This window comes from Bradyrhizobium sp. CCH5-F6, from assembly GCF_001556045.1.
Classification (GTDB): domain Bacteria; phylum Pseudomonadota; class Alphaproteobacteria; order Rhizobiales; family Xanthobacteraceae; genus Bradyrhizobium.
The window spans coordinates 24,130-48,775 of the sequence record NZ_LSIC01000180.1; the positions used below are offsets into that span (position 1 = coordinate 24,130).

Sequence of the window (24,646 nt, forward strand, 5' to 3'; positions counted from 1 at the left end):
GCCGGGTATCGCGCAGATATTGGAGCATCAAATGACAGACTAGCGCGATCGGGGCGCGACAGGAGCGAGCAGCATCGAAGTATCGATTTCGACCGGCTTCCGAAAGGCACGTTGAGATAGCGCAGCTCGCCGCCGAGAATGGCAGCAGAAACTATTGGGCGCGTGCCTATGACGAGGTTCGCAAACCACCTGGCTCTATCCATTCCAACCCAGGCTGTCTGTTCCGGAAGGGCTGCTACGGCGGCCAAAAGATGCCAATCAGAAGGGAAAATGACTTCCACGACGGAGGGCCAAAGCCAAATTGCAACGTCGGGCCGCGCGGCACTAACCGTGACGATTTCCGCAAACCGGGCAAGATACCTCGAGCAGATATCCGAACCAGATTCCGCGACAGCGGCTACACCAATGCCCGGTCGCCTGACGCTCGGGAAAGCCGAGACTCTTCGAAAGCGTGCTCATGCCGAGTTCTCGGAACGGCTCAGAACTTCCCGCAGGTGAAACGCGCGATTGGGGAAAACGAACGACCTCCGCCGGCGAATTAGCCTCGCCAGAACCTAGGTCATCGTTTGAATCCGCATCGTCAGCCATCGCTACACCCTAGTTGGGTTCGTTAAGACTATATCGCTTGATCTTGTTGGCTAAACCAACGCGCGAAAGGCCTAATTCGTTCGCCGCACGGCTCTGGTTCCATCGATGGCGCACCAAAGCCTCATGGAGAATGTATTTCTCGAGACTCTCGACCTTGTCCTTTAAAGTCGCTCCCTGAGGCATATAGGTGTTGGCCACACCAGAATGCTGCCGGGGGGCGGCCGCGAGTATTGCGGGCGATATGTATTTTGTTGTCAGATATTCGCCGTCCTCAGCCAAGGCGACCATGCGACGGATTTCATTTTCGAGTTCACGAACGTTGCCGGGAAATTCGAATGCGGACAGCTTCTCGAGGACTCCCGCAGATATGCCGAGAATTTTCCGACCGATCGCATCACTATGCTTGGCGGCAAAAAATTCCGCGAGCGCTGGAATGTCGTCAGGACGGTCTCGAAGCGGCGGCACTTCTAGCTCGAAACCCTTGAGGCGAAAATACAGGTCCTGTCTGTATTTTCCCTCAGCAACGAGTGTCTTTAGCGGTCGATTGGACGCCGCAATGATACGAACGTTGCATGTCTGTGTCTTGTCGGAACCGAGTGGCTTGACCTCGCCTTCCTGAAGGAAACGGAGGAGACTCACCTGGAAAGACGCCGACACTTCGGAGATTTCATCAAGGAAAACTGTTCCACCATCCCCGGCGCGAAATAGACCAAGGCGGTCGGAAATTGCACCCGTGAACGCTCCGCGCTTATGCCCGAACAATTCCGATTGAAGCAATTCATCGGACATACCGCCGCAATTCTGAACCATCAAGGGGCTGGCCTTGCGGTTCGAGCTATAATGTATCGCGCGTGCTAGCAACTCCTTGCCAGTCCCGGTTTCGCCCTGGATCAGGATCGGTAGTTCCGTCCGGGCAGCCTTACGAGAGAGATCACAAAGCTCGCTTAGTTTTTCGCTGACGTAGACGAGTTTCTCGAACCGCTGGCTCTCGGGATGCAAAGATATCCCGCTGCGTACATGGAGTCTCATCGAGTCTGCTGGAATTTTGAACTCACGTGTCAGCATTCGATGGCGGCGTGCAAGTTCGCGTGATTCCAGACCGCGTTCAACGACCAAACCTATTTGCTTCGCATCGAGTGGCTTGCGCACAAATTGGTAGATAGCCGCGGGCAAAATGGCCTGCTGGGTCAGCTCGGTCTTGGCGTCAAGCGCCAGCACGCGAATGACGTCGGGATGGGTAACACGCAGATTGGCGAGAAAACTCAATCCGTCGCCACTTGGGCCATGTTCCGCCAAAACGATATCGATATGGGCATCGGACAGTGCGCTGGCCGCATCTTCAGTCGAACGAGCAGTTAGGACCCGGTAATCATACTCTCCGGACAAGACATCGGCTGTAGCGGACCATTGCGGACCACCTCGCGCCAAGATGAGGACCGTTCCGAGCGTTTCCATGCAATATTCTTTTCAAATTGAAAACCTACTTAGCAGCACCGCGGAGACCATTCAACTCCTTTTTCGCGCGCGGCCGCAGAGCTGATCGAAACGATGCCGAACGCCGTCGCGGGCCGGCATTCCCTTCCAAGACGATCGGCGCACGCGCGATGGAGCAAGACCGACGACGCCTGCTCTTTTATCTCGCGCGCCCGCGTTGTCTCGGTTCCACAGGAACATCGAAATCTACGAGCTCATCCAGCCCGTCGATGACTGCAAAAGCGCCGTCGAACTGCTCTCCCCAGAAATACGCGCTTCGGGTAATCAGGACCGGGATCCCAGCGCGAGATGCCGCCAACAATCCATTGCGCGAGTCCTCGATAGCCAGGCAGTCACAGTTCCGAAATCCGAGCAGGTTTAGGACTTTCAGATAAGCATCGGGCGCTGGCTTCTTCCTTTCGACTTCGTCACCTGCGACGATGGCGCTGAATAGCTTTATTCCGTTTTCGCCAAGCGTCGCTGAAAATAGCGCCTCCACATTGTGCCGCGATGTCGTCGTCGCGATTGCAAGACGCTGCCCACGGAGAGTGGCCGCGTGAATTGCCTCAACTACACCTGGCCGTAGCGAACACGCTCCGGAGGCCATGAGCTGTGCGTAACGTGCAGTTTTAAAGCGATGGAGTTCTGCGAGCTCGTCGGACGAGATGTCGATCCGACCTGAGGTAAGACGGGTAAAGTGGCGAATTCTCTCCTTGCCGCCCGCAACCTGCAGAAGATTCGTGTAGACCGGAACGCTCCACTCCCAATCCAAATCAAAATACGCAAAAGTCTCGTTGAAGGCACGGCGGTGCAGCTCTTCGGTTTCAGCCAGCGTGCCGTCAACATCGAAGATGAGGGCACGGAATCGTTTCATGGCAAATTCAAGCTAAGTGTCGCGCACGCCGCTCGGAATTCGGCATAACCATCGATGGTCACGTCGGGACAAAGCTCGCGCATAGGAATTTTAGAGTAGCCAAATGAAACGCCAATCACCGCGACACCAGCGGCCCGCGCGCATTGCACGTCGACAATGCTGTCGCCTACCATGATCGCATCCTCTGTGTTGATGCCCAGGTACCCGAGCGTATCAAACAGCGGAATAGGTGACGGCTTTGCAGGCCTTCCACTGCGGGCTCCGACGATCACGTCAACATATCTGTCCAACCCCAGACCCTCGACCACGCCGACAGCCTTGTCCTCCACCTTGTTCGTGCAAATACCAATAGCAGCGCCGTACGCTTTCAGCTCGGAAAGAACAGAAACGACCCCGGCGTAAGCTCTGGTCGTCTCGGTAAGCCGAGCCCCGTATATCACCTCGTAGGATTCGACGATGGCCCGCAATTCTTCTACGCCGAAGACGATTCCCCGCGCGTGAAAGGCGCGCTCGACAAGGACATCAAGACCGTCGCCTATGAATGTGCGAATTGATCCCTCCGAGAATGGCGACAGATCCCTGGCGACCAAGAGGCTGTTAATCGAGGAAGTGATGTCCCCGACGCTGTCCACGACCGTACCGTCAAGATCGAAGACAACAGCGCCGGGCCACCGCCCCTTCCCTCTCCGATAGTGCTTATCACCAGCCGTCAGCATCGCCGTCCGGCCTCAGCGGCACCCCGAATCGCTGAAATGTTTGCCCGATACGCTTCCTCCGTACCGCCGCGGAACACGGCCGACCCCGCGACAATCGTGTCGGCGCCGGCTGCCACAACCTGAGCCGCGGTCTCGACGTTGACGCCTCCATCAACCTCCAATCGGATCGACCGCTCACCAATCATTCCCCGAATGCAGCGGATCTTATCCAGTTGCGACTGAATAAACGATTGCCCGCCAAATCCAGGATTCACCGTCATTACGAGGATGAGGTCGACCCGGTCAAGGACATGCACGAGTACCTGCTCGGACGTAGCCGGGCAAATCGTGACACCCGCCTTCTTGCCCAACCCCCGGATCGCCTGGAGTGAACGGTCCAGATGCGCGCCGGCTTCCGCATGCACCGTAATGATATCAGCTCCAGCCTTAGCGAAGGCTTCCAAATACTGATCGACCGGCGCAATCATCAGATGGACGTCGAAGATCTTGGTGGTACGTGAACGTACGGCCTTGATAACGTCGGGACCAAAACTGATGTTAGGAACAAAATGTCCATCCATCACATCGCAATGGATCCAGTCCGCGCCAGCTGCGTCAATGGAATTGATTTCGCCGCCCAGGCGCGCAAAATCGGCGGAGAGGATCGACGGAGCGATAACGATAGGTTTAGGCATCGGCTCAGGATTTCCTCTCGACTTTTAGACGCTCGACGGATGCGGGGCGGGATTTCGCAAACACTCGACTCGCCAACACGTCAGACGCTTCGATCGATTTGATGTCATCGACAACGAGGACTCGATCAATATCGGCAACGAGACGGTTCGCCTGACGTAACCGCATTCGGTCGAGCGCATTGCGGATCGATCGTGCATTGGAAAACAATGGCTGCGTCTTGCGCAGCGCTATGTAGCTAATGAATGCCGCGCGCGCATCCACACTGAATTTGTAATTCATACCGTCCAGCATTAGCTCGGCGATCACGAGTAGCTCGTCCTCGGAGTAGTCCGGGAAATCGATGTGATGCGCGATGCGGGACCGGAAGCCGGGATTGCTGGCAAAGAACTTGTCCATGCGGTCGCCGTACCCTGCGAGGATCACAACAAGATCCTCACGTTGTGACTCCATGACCTGCAGCAATATCTCGATCGCCTCTTGTCCGTAGTCGCGCTCGTTGTCTGGCCGATGCAAATAGTAGGCTTCGTCGATGAACAGGACGCCACCCATCGCCTTCTTGAGAATCTCTTTGGTCTTGGGAGCCGTATGCCCGATGTACTGGCCCACCAGCTCGTCGCGCGTGACTGACACCACTTGTCCCCGGCGCACGAAACCAAGTTTGTGAAGAATTCCCGCGATCCTCAGCGCCACGGTCGTTTTGCCAGTACCGGGATTGCCGGTGAACGACATATGCAGCGTGGGCGTCTCCGAACTCAGCCCCATTCGTTTGCGGATACGCTCGATCAGCAGCAGTGACGAAATCTCTCGAATGCGGGTCTTGACGGGCTGGAGACCAATCAGCTCGCGATTGAGCTGCTCAAGAATCTCGTCGATGCCGACGACCTCAAGTTCCTCTCGAAGACTGACGCTATCTGTCATCGCTTACCGTCTAGTAGCATCGCACAAATTCCGACGCGCACGTCTCGCGTGCAGGTTTCGGCAAGAACAAGGAAGCTCCGTCACCGCTTCGGCGGTGACGGAGCAGTACACCCGGGAGAAACCGCGACCAGGGAGGTAAATGGTGCGTTCCGGTCCGGATGGTATTACGCACCATAGCGTCGGCCTTCAGGGCGATCAGCGGCGTAGGATTTGGTTGTGTAGCGGATGTTGCGGCCCTCAACCTCGTGCCGTTCAAGCCGGAAGCCGGGTTCGTCCTTCGGCCGGTTGACGATGAAGGACATCCGCACCGACTCCCAGCCATGGCTGGAATCGAACGCCGACATCCGGATGTAGCGATCACCGTAAACCTTGCGGCATTCGTTGAGCTCCATCAGCACGCCGGCAGCATCGCGCAGGTCGAACATCGGCAGGCCCCACATTTCCCAAAACGTGTTGCGAGGATGCGGATCGTCGGTGAATTCGATGTTCACCGCCCAGCCCTTGCCGAGACAATACTGCACCTGCGCCGAGATCTGCGCATCGGTGAGATCGGGCAGGAAAGAGAAACAGCCTTGGGTAACGCGCATGGTCCTGCTCCTTATATCGAGACGCTGGCGGTGGGGGCGTAGTCGGGCATGTCGGTCGATTCGTAATTGAAGGTGACGTCCTTCCAGACCTCGAGCGCGGCTTTCAGCGGCGTACAGGTCTGCGCTGCCCTGGCGAGGATATCCGGTCCCTCGTGCAGATAGTCGCGGCCTTCGTTACGGGCCAGGATCATCGCTTCCAGCGCGACGCGGTTGGCGGTGGCGCCTGCCTGGATACCCATGGGATGGCCGATGGTGCCGCCGCCGAACTGCAGCACGACGTCTTCTCCCAAATGGTCGAGCAACTGGTGCATCTGGCCGGCGTGAATGCCGCCGGACGCCACCGGCATCAACTTGTTGAGGCTCGCCCAATTCTGCTCGAAGAACACGCCGTGTTCGAGCCGCATCGGGTTATGATCCTCGCGGCAGATGTCGTAATAACCGCGCGTGGTGGCGGGGTCGCCCTCCAGCTTGCCGACCACCGTGCCGGCATGGATATGATCGACACCCGCAAGCCGCATCCATTTTGCGATCACGCGGAACGAGACGCCGTGGTTGCGCTGCCTTGTATAGGTCGAGTGCCCTGCCCGGTGCAGATGCAGGATCATGTCGTTGCGGCGCGCCCATTTCGCCATCGACTGGATCGCGGTGTAGCCGATCACGAGGTCGATCATGATGACGACGGAGCCGAGCTCCTTTGCAAATTCGGCGCGCTCGTACATGTCCTCCATGGTGCCGGCGGTTACGTTGAGATAGGTGCCCTTGATCTCGCCCGTGGCGGCCTGCGCCTTGTTGACGGCTTCCATGCAATAGAGGAAGCGCTCGCGCCAGTGCATGAAGGGTTGCGAGTTGATGTTCTCGTCGTCCTTGGTGAAGTCGAGACCGCCCTTCAGCGCCTCGTAGACCACGCGGCCGTAGTTGCGGCCGGACAATCCGAGTTTCGGCTTCACGGTGGCGCCGAGCAGCGGCCGGCCGAACTTGTCCATCCGCTCGCGTTCGACCACGATGCCGGTCGCCGGTCCCTGGAACGTCTTCACGTAGGCCACCGGCAGCCGCATGTCCTCGAGCCGCAGCGCCTTCAGCGGCTTGAACCCGAACACATTGCCGATGATCGAGGCCGAGAGGTTGGCGATTGAGCCGTTCTCGAACAAATCAAGGTCATAGGCGATATAGGCGAAGTATTGCCCCGGCGAGTTCGGCACGGGATCGACGCGGTAGCACTTGGCGCGGTATTTCTCCGCGGCTGTCAACCGGTCGGTCCACACCACGGTCCAGGTCGCGGTCGAGGATTCACCGGCGACCGCTGCCGACGCCTCGATCGGATCGACGCCATCCTGCGGCGTCACCCGGAACAGTGCGATAATGTCGGTGTCCTTGGGCTCATAGTCCGGCTCCCAATAGCCCATCTTCTTGTATTCCATCACGCCGGACTTGTAGCGATCCTTGCCGCGGACGGTCATCGAGATCTCGTTCATGCTGGTCTCCTCAGGTTCGGTTTGGCGGCGCGGCTCAAGTGATCGAAAAGGTCTCATCTCATTCGGCAGCATCGGCCATCGATCCGATCCGGGGATCGAGGCTGCCGCTACGGTAACGTTTCGCCATTTCCGCGAGCGGCAACACCTTGATCTTCGTTGCGTTTCCCGCGGTGCCGAACTGCTCGAAACGCTCGCGGCAGAGGTCGCGCATCGCATCCATCGCCGGCTTCAGGAATTTTCTCGGATCGAATTCGCTCTTCGTCTGGGTAGCTACCTTGCGAAAAGCCGCCGTCATCGCCAGCCGGCAATCGGTATCGATGTTGACCTTGCGGACACCGTGCTTGATGCCGCGGGCAATCTCCTCGACCGGCACGCCCCAGGTCTGCGGCATCTCACCGCCGAACGCGTTGAACATGTCCTGTAGCGGCTGCGGCACCGAGGACGAGCCGTGCATCACCAGATGGGTGTTCGGCAGCCGGCGATGGATTTCTTCCACCACATTCATCGCCAGGATGTCGCCATCCGGCTTGCGCGAGAATTTGTAGGCGCCGTGCGAGGTGCCCATCGCGATCGCTAGCGCATCGACCCTGGTGGCGCGGACGAAATCGACCGCCTGGTCCGGATCGGTCAGGAGCTGATCGTGGCTGACCTTGCCCTCAACACCGTGGCCGTCTTCCTGTTCGCCGCCGCCATGTTCGAGCGAGCCGAGCACGCCGAGCTCGCCTTCCACCGAGGCGCCGATCCAGTGCGCCATGTCGACCACGCGGCGGGTGATATCGACATTGTAGTCGTAATCCGCTGCCGTCTTGGCGTCGGCCTTCAGCGAACCGTCCATCATGACCGAGGTAAAACCGTGCTGGAGCGCGGTGGCGCAGGTCGACTCCTCGTTGCCGTGGTCTTGGTGCATGCAGAGCGGAATCTGCGGGTACATCTGCTCCAGCGCATCAATCATTTTCGCCAGCATGATGTCGTTGGCGTAGGAGCGCGCGCCACGCGAGGCCTGGATGATGACGGGCGCGTCGACCGACGCCGCCGCGTCCATGATCGCCAGCCCCTGCTCCATATTGTTGATGTTGAACGCCGGCACGCCGTAGCCGTGCTCGGCCGCGTGATCGAGTAGTTGTCTCAGCGTAATTCGCGCCATATCGGCTACCTCACATTTTACTGGTCTTGAGAACATTCACGCCCGGAAGCACGCGTCCTTCTAGCCATTCAAGAAACGCCCCGCCGGCCGTTGAGACGTAGGTGAAGCTGTTGCTGACGCCCGCAGCCGAAAGCGCAGCGACTGTGTCCCCGCCGCCGGCAATCGTTTGAAGCGTTCCGGACAGAGTCCATCTTGCGGCCGCCTTCGCCAGCGCGCTCGTACCGCGGTCGAATGGCTCAGTTTCGAATGCGCCGACCGGACCGTTCCACAGCAGCGTCTTTAGATCGCCGAAGAGTTCCTTGATGTCGGCGACGGTCTCTGGACCGATGTCGAGAATCATCGCGTCTTCCGGGACCTCTCTAATGTCTACGGTCTGATGCTCCGTGTTTGCCGCAAACTCGCGGGCAACAACCGCGTCGCGTGGCAGGACGATGTTGCAGCTGTGCTTTTCGGCCTGGCGAAGAATGCGTTCGGCGAGGTCGCCTAACTGGGGTTCGCAAATCGACCGACCAACCGAAATCCCCTGCGCATGCAAGAACGTATTTGCCATGCCACCGCCAATGATGAGGTCATCGACGTGTTTGACGAGATTTTCGAGCAGGGTAATCTTCGTGGAAACCTTGGCGCCTCCAACGATCGCCCCTACCGGCCGAAGTGGACTGCCGAGTGCGCGATCCAACGCCGACAGCTCGGCCTGCATTCCGCGACCGGCGAAAGACGGCAGCAAATGAGCAATACCCTCGGTGGAGGCGTGGGCACGGTGGGCGGCGGAAAACGCGTCGTTGACGAAGATGTCGCCGAGGCCTGCAAGGGTCCGGATGAACGCCGGATCATTGCTCTCCTCGCCAGGATGAAATCGCGTATTGTCCATCAGCAGTATGTCGCCCGGCTCCGCCGCAGCCACTGCGGCGCGATGCGGGCCGTTTCTCCAGTCTGTGGCCACGAACTGTACGGGCCTCTGCAAGCATCGTTCGAGAGCCGGGCGTAGCGGGGCAAGCGAGTACTCGGCAATGACCCTGCCTCGTGGCCGCTCAAAGTGGGAGAGCACGATGACAATCGCCCGCTTGTCTGCCAGCTCCGCGAGCGTCGGAGCAATGTGCCTTATACGCAGATCGTCAGTCACACGCCCGTTTTTCATCGGCACATTAAGATCGACACGAACGACGACCCGTTTTCCGGCCACGTCAATTCCATCGAGTGTTCGCAGAGATGCTGTCAAAGAAGCCTCCCCAGCGCCACCGCGGTGTCGCTCATGCGGCTAGAGAAGCCCCACTCGTTATCGTACCAACTCATCACACGCACGAAGTTGCCATCGATGACCTTGGTCTGGTCCATATGGAACACAGCCGAATTTGAATCGTGATTGAAATCAACTGAGACGTTTGGAGCGTATGTGACGCCGAGGACGCCCTTCAAGTGGCCATTCGCCGCCTCATCGATCGCTGCGTTGATCTCTGCGATCGATGTCGACCTTTTGGCAATGAACTTGAAGTCGACGACCGAAACATTCGGCGTCGGTACACGGATAGCAACCCCGTCAAGGCGGCCATTCAGCTCAGGTAGTACAAGACCGACGGCCTTCGCCGCTCCTGTGGAGGTCGGAATCATCGAAGTCGCAGCGGCGCGCGCGCGATAGAGGTCTTTGTGCAAGGTATCCAGCGTCGGCTGGTCTCCGGTGTACGAGTGGATTGTCGTCATGAACCCCCGATCGATTCCGACGGCGTCGTTCAGGACTTTGGCGACCGGCGCAAGGCAGTTCGTAGTGCAGGACGCATTCGAAACCACCAAATGTTTGTCGTTCAGATTTTGGTGATTCACCCCGTAGACGACTGTGAAATCGGCGCCATCAGCGGGTGCCGAAACGATAACGCGTTTGGCTCCTGCCCTCAAATGCGCCGCAGCTTTGTCGCGTGTTGTGAAGACACCCGTGCATTCGAGCGCTATATCGACTTCCAACGCTGTATGGGGCAGCGTCGCGGGATCCTTTACGCACGTCACCTCTATTAGCCCTCGGCCCACATCGATGGTGTTTCCAGCAACCCTCACTTCGTGCGGGAAGCGGCCATGTATGGAGTCAAAGCGCAGCAGGTGAGCGTTCGCCTCGACTGATCCAAGATCATTTATGGCGACGACTACGATATCGCGGCGCCCGGACTCCACGATTGCGCGCAGCACATTTCGACCTATACGCCCGAATCCGTTGATAGCTACTTTGACCGGCACTATCTCAGTCCTTCCATTCGAGAACGCGCGATCGAGCGCATCGCCGCCACCGCAACAGCTTCCGGTGTCACGCCGAACTCGCGGTAGAGCACGCTTGCCGGGGCGGATGCGCCGAATCCGGTCATCCCTACAAATTCACCGTTTGCATCGATCCAGCGAGCCCAACCTCCCTGAACAGCCGCTTCAACGCCGACGCGTGGGCAGCGGCCAAGAACAGTTGATCGATACTCGCTAGTCTGCTTCTCAAAAAGCTCGAAGCATGGAGCCGAAACCACTGCGGCACGGACATCGTCCTTTGCGAGCAGGCGAGCGGCATCGATCGCGATGGCGACTTCGGATCCCGTTGCTATCAAAGTCACGTCACGCGGGCCCTCGGGATCAGTCACTAGATAGGCGCCGAGAGCGACCTTGTTCACGCCTCTCGCATCGCTGCGGAAAGTCGGCAGCGCCTGGCGCGAAAGACACAAAACGGACGGACTATGTTCAGCCCGCAGGGCGCAGTCCCAGGCCTCGGCGGTTTCAACCGAATCGGCAGGGCGGAATACAAGCAAGTTCGGAATCGCTCGCAGCGACGCCAAATGCTCAACCGGCTGGTGGGTCGGACCATCTTCGCCGAGGCCGATCGAGTCATGCGTCATCACGTGAATAACGCGCAAGCCCATCAGTGCGGCCATCCTGATCGCGGGCCGGCTGTAATCTGAGAACGTCAGGAAGGTCCCGCCATAAGGAATGAAGCCACCGTGGAGGGCGATGCCATTCATTGCGGCGGCCATCCCGTGCTCGCGGATGCCGTAATGCACATAGTTGCCTTGAAAGCACCCAGGCTTGATGGGCTTCTGTGTCTTCGCTTGGGTCAGGTTGGAATGCGTCAAGTCGGCCGATCCGCCAAGCAGATTGGGCAGCGCCATAGCGAGCGCGTCGATAACCAGTTGCGAGGCCTGCCGCGTGGCAATCATAGGACGCTCGGTTCCAAAACGAGCGCGGATCGATCGGTAGGCTTCATCGTATTCGTTCGACAGTTTTCCTGCCAAGACATCCAGCAAACGACAGCGAGCGATAGCATCGGGCTGCAGAGCACGTTGGGCCCACGCCTCATAGGCCACTTGTCCCCAAGCGCCGACCGCCCGCCACGCGGACAGCACGGCTGCCGGGATTTCGAATGGCGGATGCGGCCAGTGCAGGGCAGCGCGCGTTGCTTCAAGTTCTTCAGCACCAAGTGGGGCACCATGCGCCTTCTCAGTGCCCTGCCGCTTCGGCGCGCCGAAACCGATCACGGTTCGACAGGCGATCAGGGATGGACGGTCAATTAGCCGCTCCTCTTCGATGGCCTTGGCGATAGCTTGAGGATCATGACCGTCAATGCGGCGGACTGACCAACCGGACGCGGCAAAACGCACGATCTGATCGTCGGAACACGAAAGAGACGTGGGTCCATCGATCGATATTTCATTGTCGTCATAGAGAACGATCAACCGACCGAGCTTCAGGTGGCCCGCCAGCGATATCGCCTCATGACTGAGGCCTTCCATCAAGCAGCCGTCTCCACAAATCACATAAGTGAAATGATCGACGAGGTCATTGCCAAATCGGTAATTCAGCAGTCGCTCGGAAAGCGCCATGCCAACGGCGGTCGCAACTCCCTGACCAAGCGGCCCGGTCGTTGTTTCGACCCCTGCCGTGTGACCGTATTCGGGATGGCCAGGGGTTTTCGATCCCCATTGCCGAAACGCCTTGAGCTCCTCGAGCGTGACGTCTTCATAGCCAGTCAGGAACAGGACCGCATAGAGAAGCATCGAACCGTGACCTGCGGATAAAACGAACCGGTCGCGATCGGGCCAATCCGGATTCTTCGGGTCGAACTTCAGAAAGCGCGAGAACAGAACAGTTGCGACGTCGGCCATGCCCATTGGCATACCTGGGTGCCCAGAGTTCGCCTTTTCTACCGCGTCGATTGCAAGGAAACGGATGGCATTGGCCATCTGCCGGTGCGAGACATTGAGGTCCCTCGCTTCGATACGGCTTGACATATCCAACGTTGCTCTTTGCGGAAAGGCAATAAGATCGCTCGTCATGCACGTCTCTTTCGGTCGATCAGTTGCAGGATTAATGGCGTCAAGATTAGCTGCATCGCGAGATCCAGCTTCGATCCGTGAATTACGATCGAATTCGCCCGCGACATGAAGCTATTTGGGATCATCGACAGCAGGTAAGGAAAATCGATGCCACGCGGGTTCTTGAGCCGGATCACGACCATCGACTCGTCCGGTGTTGGGATCCATCGCGCAATAAACGGGTTTGAGGTATCGACGGTCGGGACGCGTTGGAAATTGATGTCGGTCTCCGCAAATTGCGGACAGATATAATTGACGTAATCCGGCATGCGGCGAAGAATCGTGTCGGTCACCGCCTCGGTGGAATAGCCGCGCGCGCTGCGGTCACGGTGCAGCTTCTGGATCCATTCAAGATTGATGACGGGAACGACTCCGATCTTGAGATCAGCATGCTGCGCAACATTGACCTTTTCGGTCACGACAGCGCCGTGGAGTCCTTCGTAGAAAAGCAGATCGGAAGCATCCGGGAGAGGGCGCCAATCGGTGAAGGTCCCAGGAGAACTTCCGTGGAGCGCGGCTTCCTCGTCGTCGTGGACGTAGTACCGTGTCGTGCCCGATCCGGTTTCACCATAGGCCTTGAAGACGGCCTCCAGTTCCTCGAACAGATTGGTCTCGGGGCTGAAGTGACTGAAATGCTTGTTGCCGCGCTCGGTTTCTTCGGCCATGCGGTTGCGCATTTCTAGGCGGTTGTAGCGATGGAAAGCATCTCCCTCGATATAGGCGGCCGCCACATTCTCGCGGCGGAATATCTGCTCGAAGGTTCGTTTGACGGATGTCGTACCTGCCCCGGAGGAGCCGGTAATCGATATGATGGGATGCTTCCTGGACACGATAGGTCAGTCCTTCGGGTCAGCTGCGAAACAGCCCACGGTGGGCGAAGAGCGGAGCATTTTTCTCGGATTTGATATCCGGGCTCATGTGTAGGCGATCGAGGCGCCGCACCTTGTCTCGGGAGCCCATGATCAACGGCACGCGCTGATGAAGCGTGTTTGGCGAGAGATCAAGTATCCGCTTACGGCCCGTAGAGGCGGCGCCTCCGGCTTGCTCCATGATCAACGCCATTGGGTTGGCTTCGTAGACGAGGCGCAAGCGGCCTTCGCCGTAGCCTTCTCGCGCGTCTGCAGGGTAGAGGAATATCCCGCCGCGCGTCAGGATGCGGTAGGCTTCCGCCACCAGCGATCCAATCCAGCGCATGTTGAAATCCTTGCCTCGTTCTCCGTTGGCGCCAGCCAGGCAATCCTCAATAAAGGCCTGCACCGGTGGCTCCCAATGCCGCTGGTTCGACGCGTTGATCGCAAATTCCGCGGTATCCGCTGGGATCTGTACGGCCGATCTGATCAGCTTGAATTCGTTCTCACCGCGATCCAGCGTAAAGATATCGACGCCGCAGCCGAGCGTGAGAACGAGTGATGTTTGCGGACCGTAGACAAAAAAGCCTGCACCAAGCTGAGCGTCGCCACGCTGAAGGAAGGTGGAGCGAATGTCTCGCGGTGTCGGTAGAATCGAGAAAATCGTGCCGACCGACATGTTGGTGTCGATATTCGATGAACCATCCAACGGATCGATGGCAATGCTGATGGGTGCAGCCGGGTACAATATCTCTGGGTCCGTCGCTTCTTCTGATGCCAAAGCTGCGATCGGAAGCGGCTCAAGGGCTGCGCGGATGATCCGGTCAGCGCGGATATCGAGATCCTTCTGGACGTCTCCGTCGGTGTTGCGTCCCTGAGGCTGCCCAGTAATGCCGGCCAGCGCACCGCAACCCGTCAGATTGGAAATCTCGATCGAGGCCTGCGCGAGAGCATCGATAACTTCGGTCACGGCTCGGCGAAGCGGGTCCATGCCGGCGTAATCATTTAATGATCGGCGCAAACTCAGGCCCGGATTCATTAGTTCGCCTCCCCTTCCGACGCTGCAACTGAGGGAATCGGGTGCCCGTCCCTCGTTGAAGCCGTAGATCGAGGTTGACTGCGTCAGCTAAATAAGTAAAATTTCATTATGTTTGGTGTGAGCAAAGTTTTTAATATATGTCTGGGCTGCTCGACCTAACGATCAGGCAATTGCGGGCGCTTGCGGCACTATCGGCCAACGGCAGCATCACGGCGGCTGCCAACAAGCTCAATCTCACGCAGCCTGCGGTGACGCTGCAGTTGCGCAAACTTCAAGATCTGGCGGGACTGCCGTTGCTTCAACGTACCAGCGACGGAATGTTGCTCACCGGAGCAGGGCGAGAGGTCCTTGCGTTGCATGGACGCATAGAGGCTGCCATGTCGTCCTGTGCGACCTCACTGGATATGATTGCAGGCCGAACCGGTGGTCGCGTATCGATTGGCGCGGTTAGCACTGCGAAATATTTCGTCCCTTTTGCCATCGCCGCATTTTCAAAACTTCATCCCAAGATCGATATTAGCCTGTCGATCGGCAATCGTCAGGAGATCCGTCAAGCGCTGCGCGGCTACGAACTCGATTTCGCGATCATGGGCCGCCCGCCGCCGGACGTTGAGGTGGAAACTCATCTGATCGGCGATCACCCCCACATCATCGTTGCGCCGAGGGGGCACTGGCTCGCGCAGGATTTCGGTCTGGCCGCAGTAGATCTCACCCACGAAACCTTCCTCACGCGCGAACAGGGTTCGGGGACGAGGATGCTCATGGAACAACTGTTTTCTGACACGGAGCTTCAGCCGACTGTCGGTATGGAGATGAGCAGTAATGAGACAATTAAGCAGGCGGTGATCGCCGGTCTCGGGATTGCGTTCATCTCCGCGCATACCGTCGCGACTGAACTTGAAGACGGACGGTTGGTGGCTCTTGATGTCGCTGGCTTGCCCGTCGTTCGGCAATGGTTTGTGGTCAGGAGGCAAGACAAGGTGCTGCTACCTCCGGCACAAGCTATGCTTGATTTTCTGAGAGCTGAAGGCTCGCGCTTTCTTCCCGGGATGCCGGGAAAAGCGCTTTAGACTAGAAGTGCGATGGCCGAGAAGGGAACCGCAGCATAACGCCCTCAGAATTGTCCGGCGAGCGTCAGGCGAATCGCCAGCGGTTCGACCGGATGCAGCACGCGGTCCATCACCCCGGTCTGGCAAACCACAGCCGGCGCCGTCGGCGCCCCCGCGGCAGGAAAGCACATTGCAAATAACGAATCCGATTTGATCAGCGAACCATAGGCATAAGTGATCTGGTCGGATCGGCTATTGAGCAAATTGAAACCGTCGAGTTGCACGCGCCATCCGTTCTCGAAGCGGTAGCCCAGCCTTCCGTTAAGGAGCCCGGTTGCCGGAGATACAAAGGCTCGGTCCTCCGTAAGAGGTCGTGGTCCGAAATAACGATAGCGTAGGCCGGAAAACCACCCGGTTTTCTCGCCGAGCGTGATACCCGCAGAAGCGATCATGCTGGGAGCGCCGGGAATGTAGTTGCCGGGCGCGTTGCCAATCTGCGCCGCGGGGAAGCCGGCCAGCGATGCATACAGGGCGGCTTGATCCGGATCGTCGCCCCGGAAGCGCGCATGCGTCATGGCAATGTCCCCCTCCAGGCTGAGCCACGACACCGGCCGAAAATCGTTGGTCCATTCGATCCCATAGCGGCGGCTCGGCCGGCTGGCCTCAGTGTCGCCGGCGTCGCCGGAAAACAGGATTTCAGATGCCGAGTCGAGCATGAACAGGCTGACCGCGCTGGTCAGGCCTGGGATGGCCTTGGTGCGCAGGCCGACTTCCGCGCCACGGGTCTTGACCAGAAACGGCGAGGCCTGCAACGCAGAACCATCGGTGGGCGATTCCGTGATCGTCACTCCGCGGGCGTCGTTGCTGTGAAATCCCTCGCCGGCGTTGACGAAGAATTCGGTCTTGGCGAATGGGCCCAGCACGACACCGAATTTTGGGCTGCCGATCGCCGCACTGGCATTGCCGGAATTGGCCGGGGCGAAATAGGAATTGACCGAGGTCTGGTAGAAGTCGCCGCGCCAGCCGACATTGGTTCGCAGCCAGTCGGTCCAGTGCAGCGTGTTCTGCACAAACACGCCGACGCTGCCCTCGCGCACCGCATCGCTGCGAATCGGCGACAGGAATTGGCGCTGCACGGTGTTATTCAGGTCCAGCCTGATATCGTCGTAGCGGCTCTGCACGCCGAATTCAGTTTCCATCGGCAGGCCGGCAAACTGGTTCTTGAAGGTGTGCGACGCGTTGATGCCGCCCAGGATGCGGTCATCGTGCTGATGAAATTGATCGCCGTTGACGGGATCGGCGAGAAAATACGTGAAGTTGTTCCAGAGATTGAGCGAACTCTTAATGACGTAGAAATTAGCTTTCGATGCCCCCCCGGCGTCGGTTTGCGCCCAGCGCCCCGACAGCGAGAAGCGGTCGGAATTGCCGCCGTCGCTGGGATCGAACGCGCCATAGAGGCCGATCTGCCCGGATGCCACCGCGCGCGATGGTATCTGGTCGGTGGAATTCCACTTGTTCGCATAGGCCATGCCGGTCAGCGAGAAGCCGTCCTCGAAAGTGCCCTGGCTGTAGCGCATCACGCCGTTCAGCTTGCGCAGATTGTCCGGATTGTCCCACGGGCCGTTGTAGGTGTTGACCTCACCCGCGACCAGCAGGGTGCCCTCACCCACTTTGGCGGAGGTGACGCCAAGACCCCGGCGATAGCCGAAGCTGCCAATGGTCATCGACGCCATGGTCCTGATGCTGTCGAGTAGGTTGATGTGAACCGAGCCGACTGAAGAGAAATCGCCTTCGTCGGCGAAATAAGGGCCTTTCCGGATATCGACCGAGCGGATCAATTCCGGAATCAGAAAGTTGAGGTCGGCATAGCCCTGCCCGTGCGCGTGTGTACGCATGTTGACGGGCATGCCGTCGATCGAAATCGCCAGATCGGTGCCATGATCGAGGTTGAAGCCGCGCAGGAAATACTGGTTGGCCTTGCCGTCGCCGCTGTGCTGCGTGACGATCAGGCCGGGCACGACTTCAAGCGCTTCGACAGGCCGAGAAAACGGCCGCGCATTGACCTCCTCGCCGCTGACATTTTTTGCGCTCGACGATGTGATCGGCGGCGCCGCAGCCCCCAGGCCGTTCGCGACAGGAACGGCGTTGGAGACAGCGGCGACCGGGCTTTGGATCGGGTTACGCTTTGATTGCCCGCGTTTAGCGGCGTCGTTCTTTCGTTTAAGATTGGTGTCCTGGCGCCACCGAGGTGCGTTGACCTCAATGGCAGGAAGCTCAGTGGGTCTGGCGTTCTGTGCCGATGCGCTCGATACGACGTCAGCCAGACAAGCCATCAACACTGCGCCGCACCCGCATGCACACCGATGGATCACTTGAAGCGCCGTCGGCGACCGGCGCGATGAACGGATCGGCTCCCCAACCGAAGTGAACCCGCTCGAAGATGCCCGCATAGCCGTCCCCAATCGTAGCCTCCCGTAACGAGAAACACACAAGGATCGGCGTCTTATTTGCGTGACAATGGCCGACTTGATGTATGAATCCTCGATGTCAGGCCCGTGTTCTGGCCCGACACGAACCGCACGCTGACATAGCGAGTATGATATTGTCAATACTTCAGCATACTCTTTGCAACCGGCAGGAGAATCGAATTGCAGCGCATCACGATCACTCTCGACGACGACCTGATGGACGACCTTGATCGCATGATCGCCGAACACGGCTATCAGAACCGTTCCGAGGCGATCCGCGATTTCACCCGCGCCGGCATGCAGCAGGCCGCGCAAAAGATGGGAAACTCCGGAGAATGCGTCGCCGCATTGGTCTACGTCTACGACCATGCCGCGCGCGATCTGTCGCGCCGCCTGGTGGAGAATTACCACGGGCACCACGATCTCTCGATGGCGACACTTCACGTTCACCTCGACGACGACAACTGCATGGAGGTAACTGCCTTGAAGGGTATTGGCTCAGAAGTTCAGCATTTCGCCGAACACATCATCGCCGAGCGCGGTGTGCGTTACGGCCGGCTGGTGATGATACCGACCGAGGATGGCAAGAAGACCGCCTCAACTCGCAAAGCAAGTAACCATCGGCACCGCTGATGTCCGGCCAACCCTATGCCTCGGTGTTCGCGCGACGACGGGAAAACTTCCGGCTCCCGTCGCGCGATCATCCCTCGCCGCCTATATGCTTCCGGCGGATACGCCGCACCACGGACCAGATCGTCAACGCCGCAATCGGCACAAAGGTGGCGATGACAAGATTCGGCTCGACCGGAAGCTTTCCGGTGTCGTGTGCAGCCTTGGCGAGATATCCGAATAGTCCCACGACATAATATGTGATCGCAGCGACCGACAACCCCTCGACCGTGGTCTGCAAGCGCAACTGCAGGCGGGTGCGGGCGTTCATCGATTGCAGTAATTCCTGATTCTGCTGCTCAAGTTCAACATCGACGCGGGTTCGCAGAAGATTGGCGGCACGCGATAGCTTGGCCGAGAGATTGGCCTGCCGCGCCTCCAGCGTGACGCATGTACGCATGGCCGGCGCCATTCGGCGCGCCAGGAACGAGGACCATGTCGGGAATTCACCGAGCTTCCGCTCGCCGATCGTTACTAGCCGCTGTTGGACGATTTCCTCATAGGCCCGGCTGGCACCAAAACGAAACACGCTCGCCGCAGCACCTGCTTCAACTTCCGCAGCGAGTTCAGTCAATTCGTTCAGCAAATGGCGATTACTGGAAAGATCATTTGCATTGCGCATCTCATCGGTCACCTCGGCGAGCCGCCGTTCGATCATACTGATCGAAGGCGCGAGCCGTCGAGCTTCCGGCAAACCAAGAAAGGCAAGTGTGCGATAGGTTTCAATCTCGATGACGCGCTGAACGAGCGCTCCCGCGCGCTCCGGACTCATCCCGCGGTCGATGATAAGGATACGCACGAAGCCCGAAGTTTCAGTTTGAAAATCCGTGGCATAAACAGCCTTACCGTCAGAATTCTCGGCAACTGCAAGGCTTGTACGCTGAAACAATTGCTGCGGGATAGTGCGTTCGGCATTTTCGGACAGAAGGTGCAGATTGACCGCCACCAACAAGGGGCCGGGCTGAGGAACAAGCGCCATCGGCGATGCAAGCGATGCAGCACTCGGCTCGAATGGTCTCGTATCGGCTTCAGACGAGATTTCCCAGCTATAGGTCGTGAATTCGGAATGCTGCTCCCAGCGCAAGCGAAGCTCTCCGAACGACACGCGATGGTATTTTTCTTCTGGCGACGGTGCGGCGATGCCGTGCACTACGCAAAATTCAACAAAATTCGCTCTATCTGTCTGCGCACGTCCGCCCGAGGTATCGAACGCAAAGTGAAGGATTCGGCTCGGAACAGAAATCGATGTGAACGGCCGAGCGTGCAACTCACTTAAAACCGCCGCGCGCAACGGATGGGTCGTTAAGCCGACGGCATTGTTATCGCCAATAGAGACAACGTCACTCACAACGGCGTTCCGCTATACGATTTCGAATGCCATCGCATAAAACAATTCATCAAGCGTTACCGTTTCCCGCTGCTAGCGTTCGGCCACCGTTGGTAGCGCAGGCGCATGTGCCAGCCTTCAAAGGTCGAACTGCAGAATTTTCGCCCACTAGAGACTAGCGTCATAGGCGACGTTATACGAATTATCTCTAACCGAATTCAAGGTATTCACAACGGAGCGACCTGTTCAGCAAGAGCGGCACATTTGAATGCGGTCACAAGGGCTGTTAGCTGTTTGGGTAAACGTATTCGCTTTACGACTAACGCAGCCTCCGTCAGGTATGTTCGAGAGCGGGCCACGCAGATGTATTGACAACCTATCTGGCTGAACCATCAGGCAGTTACGCGAAGAGAACGAGCGCCGCAATCCAATCCCGACTTTCGCTTACGCTCTTCACAGCAAAGATAATTTACATCTGATTGGCGGCGGCTATGCGAGCGCCCTGCAAAGATCCTTTACACGTCGGCGCCGTCAGACCTGGCCATCTTTCTCCAGCGAGGGTTAGTAATCCATGCCGAAGCGTTTTGCCGTACCCATCATCAATACTTGGCGGCGTCAATCGGCAAGGGTAGAAGACAACTGAGAGCTAACTCAAACGTTGTGCACTTCCCTTCGAAGGCAGAGGTGATGGTAGAGCATGGACAATGACTCGAGACTACCAAGCACACCCTTTGTTGCGCGAGCATCGACCGTCGGTCTCCAACATCTCCGATATGCCGTAGCGGCCGCAGATCACGGCAGTTTTCGGCGAGCGGCGGATGCGTTGCTGCTCCGGCAATCAACCTTGAGTCGCTGTATTCGCCAGCTCGAAGGCTCAATTGGTATTGTGGTCTTCGACCGGTCAAGCGGTGGCGTTCGAGCCACTGAAACCGGTCGTACTTTTCTTCGAGAGGCCCGATCGATCCTGGGACAACTGGACGCATTGATCGCGGCCACACAAACCAGCGGGCGTGGCGAGGCAGGGCGACTCACGATCGGTTTCTATACATCACTCTCGGCCGGGAACCTGCGCGCGACCCTACTGGATTTCAAACAGCGGTTTCCGCAGGTCGAACTTGGAACAGTCGAGAGATCACGGATGCAACTCGTCACCTCGTTGCGGCATGGCGCATTGGATATTGCGATCGTCACCGGCGAGGCGGCTCTCGAAAGTAACAACGTCTTGCCGCTATGGAGCGAACGTGTCTTGGTCGCATTGCCGGAAAATCATTCCCTGGCAGACCGAGACACAATTTATTGGACCGACCTTCGGAGTAAGATCGTTCTGCTGAGTCAATACGATCCGGGCCGAGAACTTGAGGACCTTCTGATGTCGAAGCTCGTCTCCCCTGAGGACCGCCCTAAAATCGAACGCCATGACGTCAGCCGTGCGATCATTAAGAGCCTCGTGAGTGTGGGGTTCGGCATCAGCCTAGTGACTGAATCTGACATTGGCGCAAGCTTTTCGGGACTGATTTATCGGGACCTACGCGATGGCGCCGGAGCGAGCCGAATCGGCTATTCTGCTCATTGGAGGTCAGATAACGACAACCCGGCGCTGGCGAGTTTTCTTAGATTTCTCGGAGAGCGCTATCCTTCACCGTCCTAAGCCGTTTGATTCATGCGCCGAGCTTTTCCGAAGGCGCGGTCAACGGCCATGAGCCGCACCAGCATCGGTGCGATGAGTTTGGAGGGATCGGCGATTGGCTGCTCGCTTTCACGAGCTGGCACGGTGGCATAGGCACTCAGATCGCGATGCACGGCGGGCGAGCTCTCGCTGGGGCCGCGGCGAAGCGCCTGGATAATATCGCCGTTGTTGCCGTATCCGAGCCCGCACCCATTGCACATCCAACGCGGAGCAACGTGGAGAGAAGTGCCGCTCTGAACAAAGCGTCCCAGTGATTGTCGACCTCATCCTCGAGACCCGCATAACCGGCTGCATCAGCGCCAGGCTGACGCTCCAACACGATGAAACGACCGTTCGGCATAACCAGGCGAGTCCAAACCAGCAGTTTTCTCACGCTGCCGAGCGTGCGCTATCCGGTACCCGCCAGTTGCTGGGTCGCTCGGCGGGTCTTTGCAAACGCGCGATCGGTCGCCATAAATCGCGCGAGCATGGGCGCGATCAGTTTGCCCGGGTCAGCAATCGACCGTCCGGTTTCTCTTCCAAGGGCATCGGCGTAAGCGAGCAGGTCACGGTGCACGGCCGCCGGAAGTTCTACCGCTAACTTTACTGGTTTGTCGTCTACGATCGAGCCGAGTTTAAGTTTTGCCATCTCCCTATCCTTTATACGGCTCAAGCACCAAATCGCGGTTCACGATCACACGGACTGGGAAACCCGCCCGAATAGCGAGGGTAGGCTGGATATTGAGATTTCGCCGAACCACCTGTTGTCCCGTTTGATTTAGGGAGTCTCCTGCCCCACGACGCAGCGCCTGAATAATATTGCTGTCGTTACCGCTAGAACCGAGTTCGGTGCCAACGCTCAACAAAGTCGAGAGCGCCGCGCCTTTGAACAGTTCGAGCCAGTGATTGTCGACCTCATCCTGAAGGCCAGCGTAACCACCAGCATCGGCTCCGGGTTGGCGTTCGAGCACAATAGAGCGACCATTTGGCATTAAGAGCCGGGTCCAAACCAGGAGGACGCGTGACTGCCCGAAGGCGACTTGGCTGTCGTAGATCCCGATCAATCGGGCGCCTTGTGGGATCAACCGCGCTCGCCCGGTCGGCGTGTCATAAACATTTTCTGTAACCTGCGCGGTGATTTGGCCCGGCATATCTGAGCGGATCCCGGTGATGAGAGCGCCCGGAATGATTGTGCCGGCTTGGACCACGAAGGGGGACGCCGGCCTCGCCAAGCGATCGGGACTGGTGGTTCGGCGATCGACAGGCGCGTTGACGAATGCGAGCTTCCGATCCTGACCGTTCTGAGAGAAAACCTCGTCCGACGACGACGCTGCGTTTGCTGATGCTTCATTGGACGTAGAGTTCGCGCCCGATGGCCGAATATTCGTGGCGGCGAATACTTTGCTAGTACGAGCCGCCTCCGACTCTTGGTTCACTCGTTGCTGTTCTGAATCAACTGCGAGCGGACCGGATTGGTTTTGTGCAGCGACAATCGGACGGCCGAGATCACCCGGCAGCGGCGGTCCGAGTCGCGGAGCTTCCCGGGGCATTCCGGCGTAGTCTTTTGGCAGGCTGGAGAGTTGATCTGCTACGTTGTGGTGATCGGTCGAGTAGGAATCATCCGAGGCAGGCGCACGCCTTTGACCGGTTTGCAGGGCCCAGAAGATAGCACCAGAGATGAAGGTAAGCGCCACAGCCGTGCCTCCGACCAGAGCTTTGCGCGAGAGGCGCGAAACCCGAGCACGATCGGGCCGAAGCCGGAAGGAGTTCTCAACCTCCACCTCGGGCTGCGGCTTATCATTGGTGCGGCTTGCGACCTTGCCCTCAGCATCAGTCATTGAGGCCTCCCATCTGTTCGGATGATGCGCACCTTTTGTTGATCTTCACCGCCTAGCCGCAGTTCGGCGGCTGCAAATAGCCGATCGACGATGAGTGCATTTCCGAACGCTCGGTAATTGACGAGCGCCGTTTTGCCGTCCGAGTTGATGACGAACAGCGGCGGCATCTCGCCTTGGCCAATACCAGGCGACAATTCGATGTAGACTTTGCGTCCATCGTCATAGGCATTGACAGGGCGCCAGGGCGGGTTGTCTCCTTCGAAGCGATAGCGATAGCGCCGCTGGGCAGGACCCGGAATAAACGGCTTCAGCGAGAGAGCACGATCGCGCGCAGCTCGATCCTCAGGATAGAACCAGGAGACTGAAGGCATGTATGGCTTTTCACGGGAGCGGAGTTCGATCAGATAGGTCCGCCGATCTGTGTTGAGAATTAGGTTGGTTTCGATGGCCGCCCGGGTCGGCTTGACCATGATATGGACCCGCCGTGTGTCCCCGCTCCCACTCTCGGTATCGCCGACGACCCAACGCACTGTGTCGCCGGCAGCAACAGGTCCCGAGCCGATCAACTGCTCTCCCGGCTCCAACGCAATATCGGTAATCTGTCCTGGTGCGGCATAAACTTGATAAAGCGCGCCGGAGCTATATGGAAATACCTGAACGGCGTTGAAGTAGCCTGCCTTCCTGGGCTGAACGCGAGCCGCATCATTGGCGCTGTCAATCCGCTCAATCGGCTCCCTGGCTTCCTTTTCCTTGCCGCCGCGCGCGGGTGTCCAGGCGGGCGGCACGTGAAGTGATCGCGGACGATCGTCCGCCAACTGCGGCTGATCGGGAGGCGCCGGGATTTCGTCGTCATAACTGATTTGCGGCGGCTTGAATGTTGTGCAGCCCGAGAGAGTATAGGCGCAGATCAGAAGAGCTGAGAGCCTCTTTCCAGTTTTCTTTGGCGGTGACATGAGGGCTG

At 58.4% G+C, this 24,646-nt stretch carries 22 protein-coding genes and 1 pseudogene; 3 read left to right on the forward strand and 20 right to left on the reverse strand.

Features of this window, described 5'->3' with window-relative positions; translation table 11 throughout:
• Window positions 1–597: 597 nt before the first annotated feature.
• The 13 genes from AX729_RS30935 to AX729_RS30995 form a co-directional block, all read right to left on the reverse strand.
• A complete protein-coding gene (locus AX729_RS30935) occupies window positions 598–2,043 on the reverse strand; it encodes a sigma-54 dependent transcriptional regulator (protein ID WP_061027973.1) in 1,446 nt (481 codons plus the stop codon).
• A gap of 178 nt (window positions 2,044–2,221) precedes the next feature.
• Window positions 2,222–2,935 (reverse strand): HAD-IA family hydrolase, encoded by a 714-nt coding sequence (locus AX729_RS30940; protein WP_061027974.1) that lies wholly within the window; start codon window positions 2,933–2,935, stop codon window positions 2,222–2,224.
• On the reverse strand, window positions 2,932–3,651 hold the full coding sequence (locus AX729_RS30945; protein WP_061027975.1) for an HAD-IA family hydrolase: 720 nt from the start codon (window positions 3,649–3,651) through the stop codon (window positions 2,932–2,934). The genes AX729_RS30940 and AX729_RS30945 overlap by 4 nt, the downstream gene beginning before the upstream one ends.
• Entirely contained in the window at window positions 3,645–4,325 is a 681-nt protein-coding gene (rpe, locus tag AX729_RS30950) for a ribulose-phosphate 3-epimerase (RefSeq protein WP_061027976.1), read from the reverse strand. Before rpe ends, AX729_RS30945 begins: the two co-directional genes overlap by 7 nt.
• A 4-nt stretch (window positions 4,326–4,329) precedes the next feature.
• Complete coding sequence (gene cbbX / locus AX729_RS30955; RefSeq protein WP_061027977.1) at window positions 4,330–5,244, reverse strand: CbbX protein; 915 nt, start codon at window positions 5,242–5,244, stop codon at window positions 4,330–4,332.
• Window positions 5,245–5,408: 164 nt separating this feature from the next.
• On the reverse strand, window positions 5,409–5,831 hold the full coding sequence (locus tag AX729_RS30960; protein ID WP_061027978.1) for a ribulose bisphosphate carboxylase small subunit: 423 nt from the start codon (window positions 5,829–5,831) through the stop codon (window positions 5,409–5,411).
• An 11-nt stretch (window positions 5,832–5,842) separates the two neighbouring features.
• Window positions 5,843–7,303 carry a form I ribulose bisphosphate carboxylase large subunit gene (locus AX729_RS30965; protein ID WP_061028006.1) on the reverse strand — a complete coding sequence of 487 codons (1,461 nt, stop codon included), beginning with the start codon at window positions 7,301–7,303 and terminating at the stop codon, window positions 5,843–5,845.
• A 58-nt stretch (window positions 7,304–7,361) separates the two neighbouring features.
• Window positions 7,362–8,447, reverse strand: a complete 1,086-nt coding sequence (fba, locus tag AX729_RS30970; protein WP_061027979.1) for a class II fructose-bisphosphate aldolase — start codon at window positions 8,445–8,447, stop codon at window positions 7,362–7,364.
• A 10-nt stretch (window positions 8,448–8,457) separates the two neighbouring features.
• Window positions 8,458–9,666, reverse strand: a complete 1,209-nt coding sequence (locus AX729_RS30975) for a phosphoglycerate kinase (protein WP_061027980.1) — start codon at window positions 9,664–9,666, stop codon at window positions 8,458–8,460.
• Window positions 9,663–10,670, reverse strand: a complete 1,008-nt coding sequence (gap, locus tag AX729_RS30980; protein WP_061027981.1) for a type I glyceraldehyde-3-phosphate dehydrogenase — start codon at window positions 10,668–10,670, stop codon at window positions 9,663–9,665. The genes AX729_RS30975 and gap overlap by 4 nt, the downstream gene beginning before the upstream one ends.
• Complete coding sequence (tkt, locus tag AX729_RS30985) at window positions 10,670–12,697, reverse strand: transketolase (protein ID WP_061028007.1); 2,028 nt, start codon at window positions 12,695–12,697, stop codon at window positions 10,670–10,672. Before tkt ends, gap begins: the two co-directional genes overlap by 1 nt.
• Window positions 12,698–12,738: 41 nt before the next feature.
• Window positions 12,739–13,611 (reverse strand): phosphoribulokinase, encoded by an 873-nt coding sequence (locus AX729_RS30990; protein ID WP_061027982.1) that lies wholly within the window; start codon window positions 13,609–13,611, stop codon window positions 12,739–12,741.
• A gap of 19 nt (window positions 13,612–13,630) precedes the next feature.
• A complete protein-coding gene (locus AX729_RS30995) occupies window positions 13,631–14,668 on the reverse strand; it encodes a class 1 fructose-bisphosphatase (RefSeq protein WP_061027983.1) in 1,038 nt (345 codons plus the stop codon).
• 137 nt (window positions 14,669–14,805) lie between these two features.
• On the opposite strand from AX729_RS30995, the gene AX729_RS31000 reads away from it, so the two are divergent.
• The gene (locus tag AX729_RS31000) at window positions 14,806–15,738 is read left to right on the forward strand and encodes a LysR family transcriptional regulator (protein ID WP_061027984.1); all 933 of its coding nucleotides are present in this window, start codon (window positions 14,806–14,808) and stop codon (window positions 15,736–15,738) included.
• Between the two features lie 44 nt (window positions 15,739–15,782).
• Here AX729_RS31000 and AX729_RS31005 read toward each other — a convergent pair whose 3' ends face one another.
• On the reverse strand, window positions 15,783–18,050 hold the full coding sequence (locus AX729_RS31005; RefSeq protein ID WP_082770583.1) for a TonB-dependent receptor: 2,268 nt from the start codon (window positions 18,048–18,050) through the stop codon (window positions 15,783–15,785).
• 315 nt (window positions 18,051–18,365) lie between these two features.
• On the opposite strand from AX729_RS31005, the gene nikR reads away from it, so the two are divergent.
• A complete protein-coding gene (gene nikR / locus AX729_RS31010) occupies window positions 18,366–18,818 on the forward strand; it encodes a nickel-responsive transcriptional regulator NikR (RefSeq protein WP_061027985.1) in 453 nt (150 codons plus the stop codon).
• Window positions 18,819–18,885: 67 nt separating this feature from the next.
• Here the strand turns inward: nikR and AX729_RS31015 are convergent, their stop codons facing one another.
• The gene (locus AX729_RS31015; protein WP_061027986.1) at window positions 18,886–20,202 is read right to left on the reverse strand and encodes a DUF3422 family protein; all 1,317 of its coding nucleotides are present in this window, start codon (window positions 20,200–20,202) and stop codon (window positions 18,886–18,888) included.
• Window positions 20,203–20,878: 676 nt separating this feature from the next.
• On the opposite strand from AX729_RS31015, the gene AX729_RS31020 reads away from it, so the two are divergent.
• Window positions 20,879–21,829: a LysR family transcriptional regulator gene (locus tag AX729_RS31020; RefSeq protein WP_061027987.1), complete on the forward strand. Its 951-nt coding sequence runs from the start codon at window positions 20,879–20,881 to the stop codon at window positions 21,827–21,829.
• On the opposite strand, the gene AX729_RS41895 is transcribed toward AX729_RS31020, so the two are convergent.
• The 5 genes and pseudogenes from AX729_RS41895 to trbG all read right to left on the reverse strand — a co-directional run bounded on the left by AX729_RS41895 (window position 21,826) and on the right by trbG (window position 24,638).
• On the reverse strand, window positions 21,826–21,951 hold the full coding sequence (locus tag AX729_RS41895) for a DUF2274 domain-containing protein (protein WP_422867776.1): 126 nt from the start codon (window positions 21,949–21,951) through the stop codon (window positions 21,826–21,828). The two genes, AX729_RS31020 and AX729_RS41895, sit on opposite strands and share 4 nt — an antisense overlap.
• Window positions 21,940–22,253: pseudogene (locus AX729_RS41400) on the reverse strand (TrbI/VirB10 family protein); the annotation flags it as partial. The pseudogene AX729_RS41400 and the gene AX729_RS41895, both read right to left, overlap by 12 nt.
• A gap of 3 nt (window positions 22,254–22,256) precedes the next feature.
• A complete protein-coding gene (locus AX729_RS31030) occupies window positions 22,257–22,496 on the reverse strand; it encodes a DUF2274 domain-containing protein (RefSeq protein WP_061027988.1) in 240 nt (79 codons plus the stop codon).
• Window positions 22,497–22,500: 4 nt separating this feature from the next.
• Complete coding sequence (locus AX729_RS31035; RefSeq protein ID WP_061027989.1) at window positions 22,501–23,685, reverse strand: TraB/TrbI/VirB10 family type IV secretion system protein; 1,185 nt, start codon at window positions 23,683–23,685, stop codon at window positions 22,501–22,503.
• The gene (gene trbG, locus AX729_RS31040; protein ID WP_156457302.1) at window positions 23,682–24,638 is read right to left on the reverse strand and encodes a P-type conjugative transfer protein TrbG; all 957 of its coding nucleotides are present in this window, start codon (window positions 24,636–24,638) and stop codon (window positions 23,682–23,684) included. Before trbG ends, AX729_RS31035 begins: the two co-directional genes overlap by 4 nt.
• Window positions 24,639–24,646: the final 8 nt, after the last annotated feature.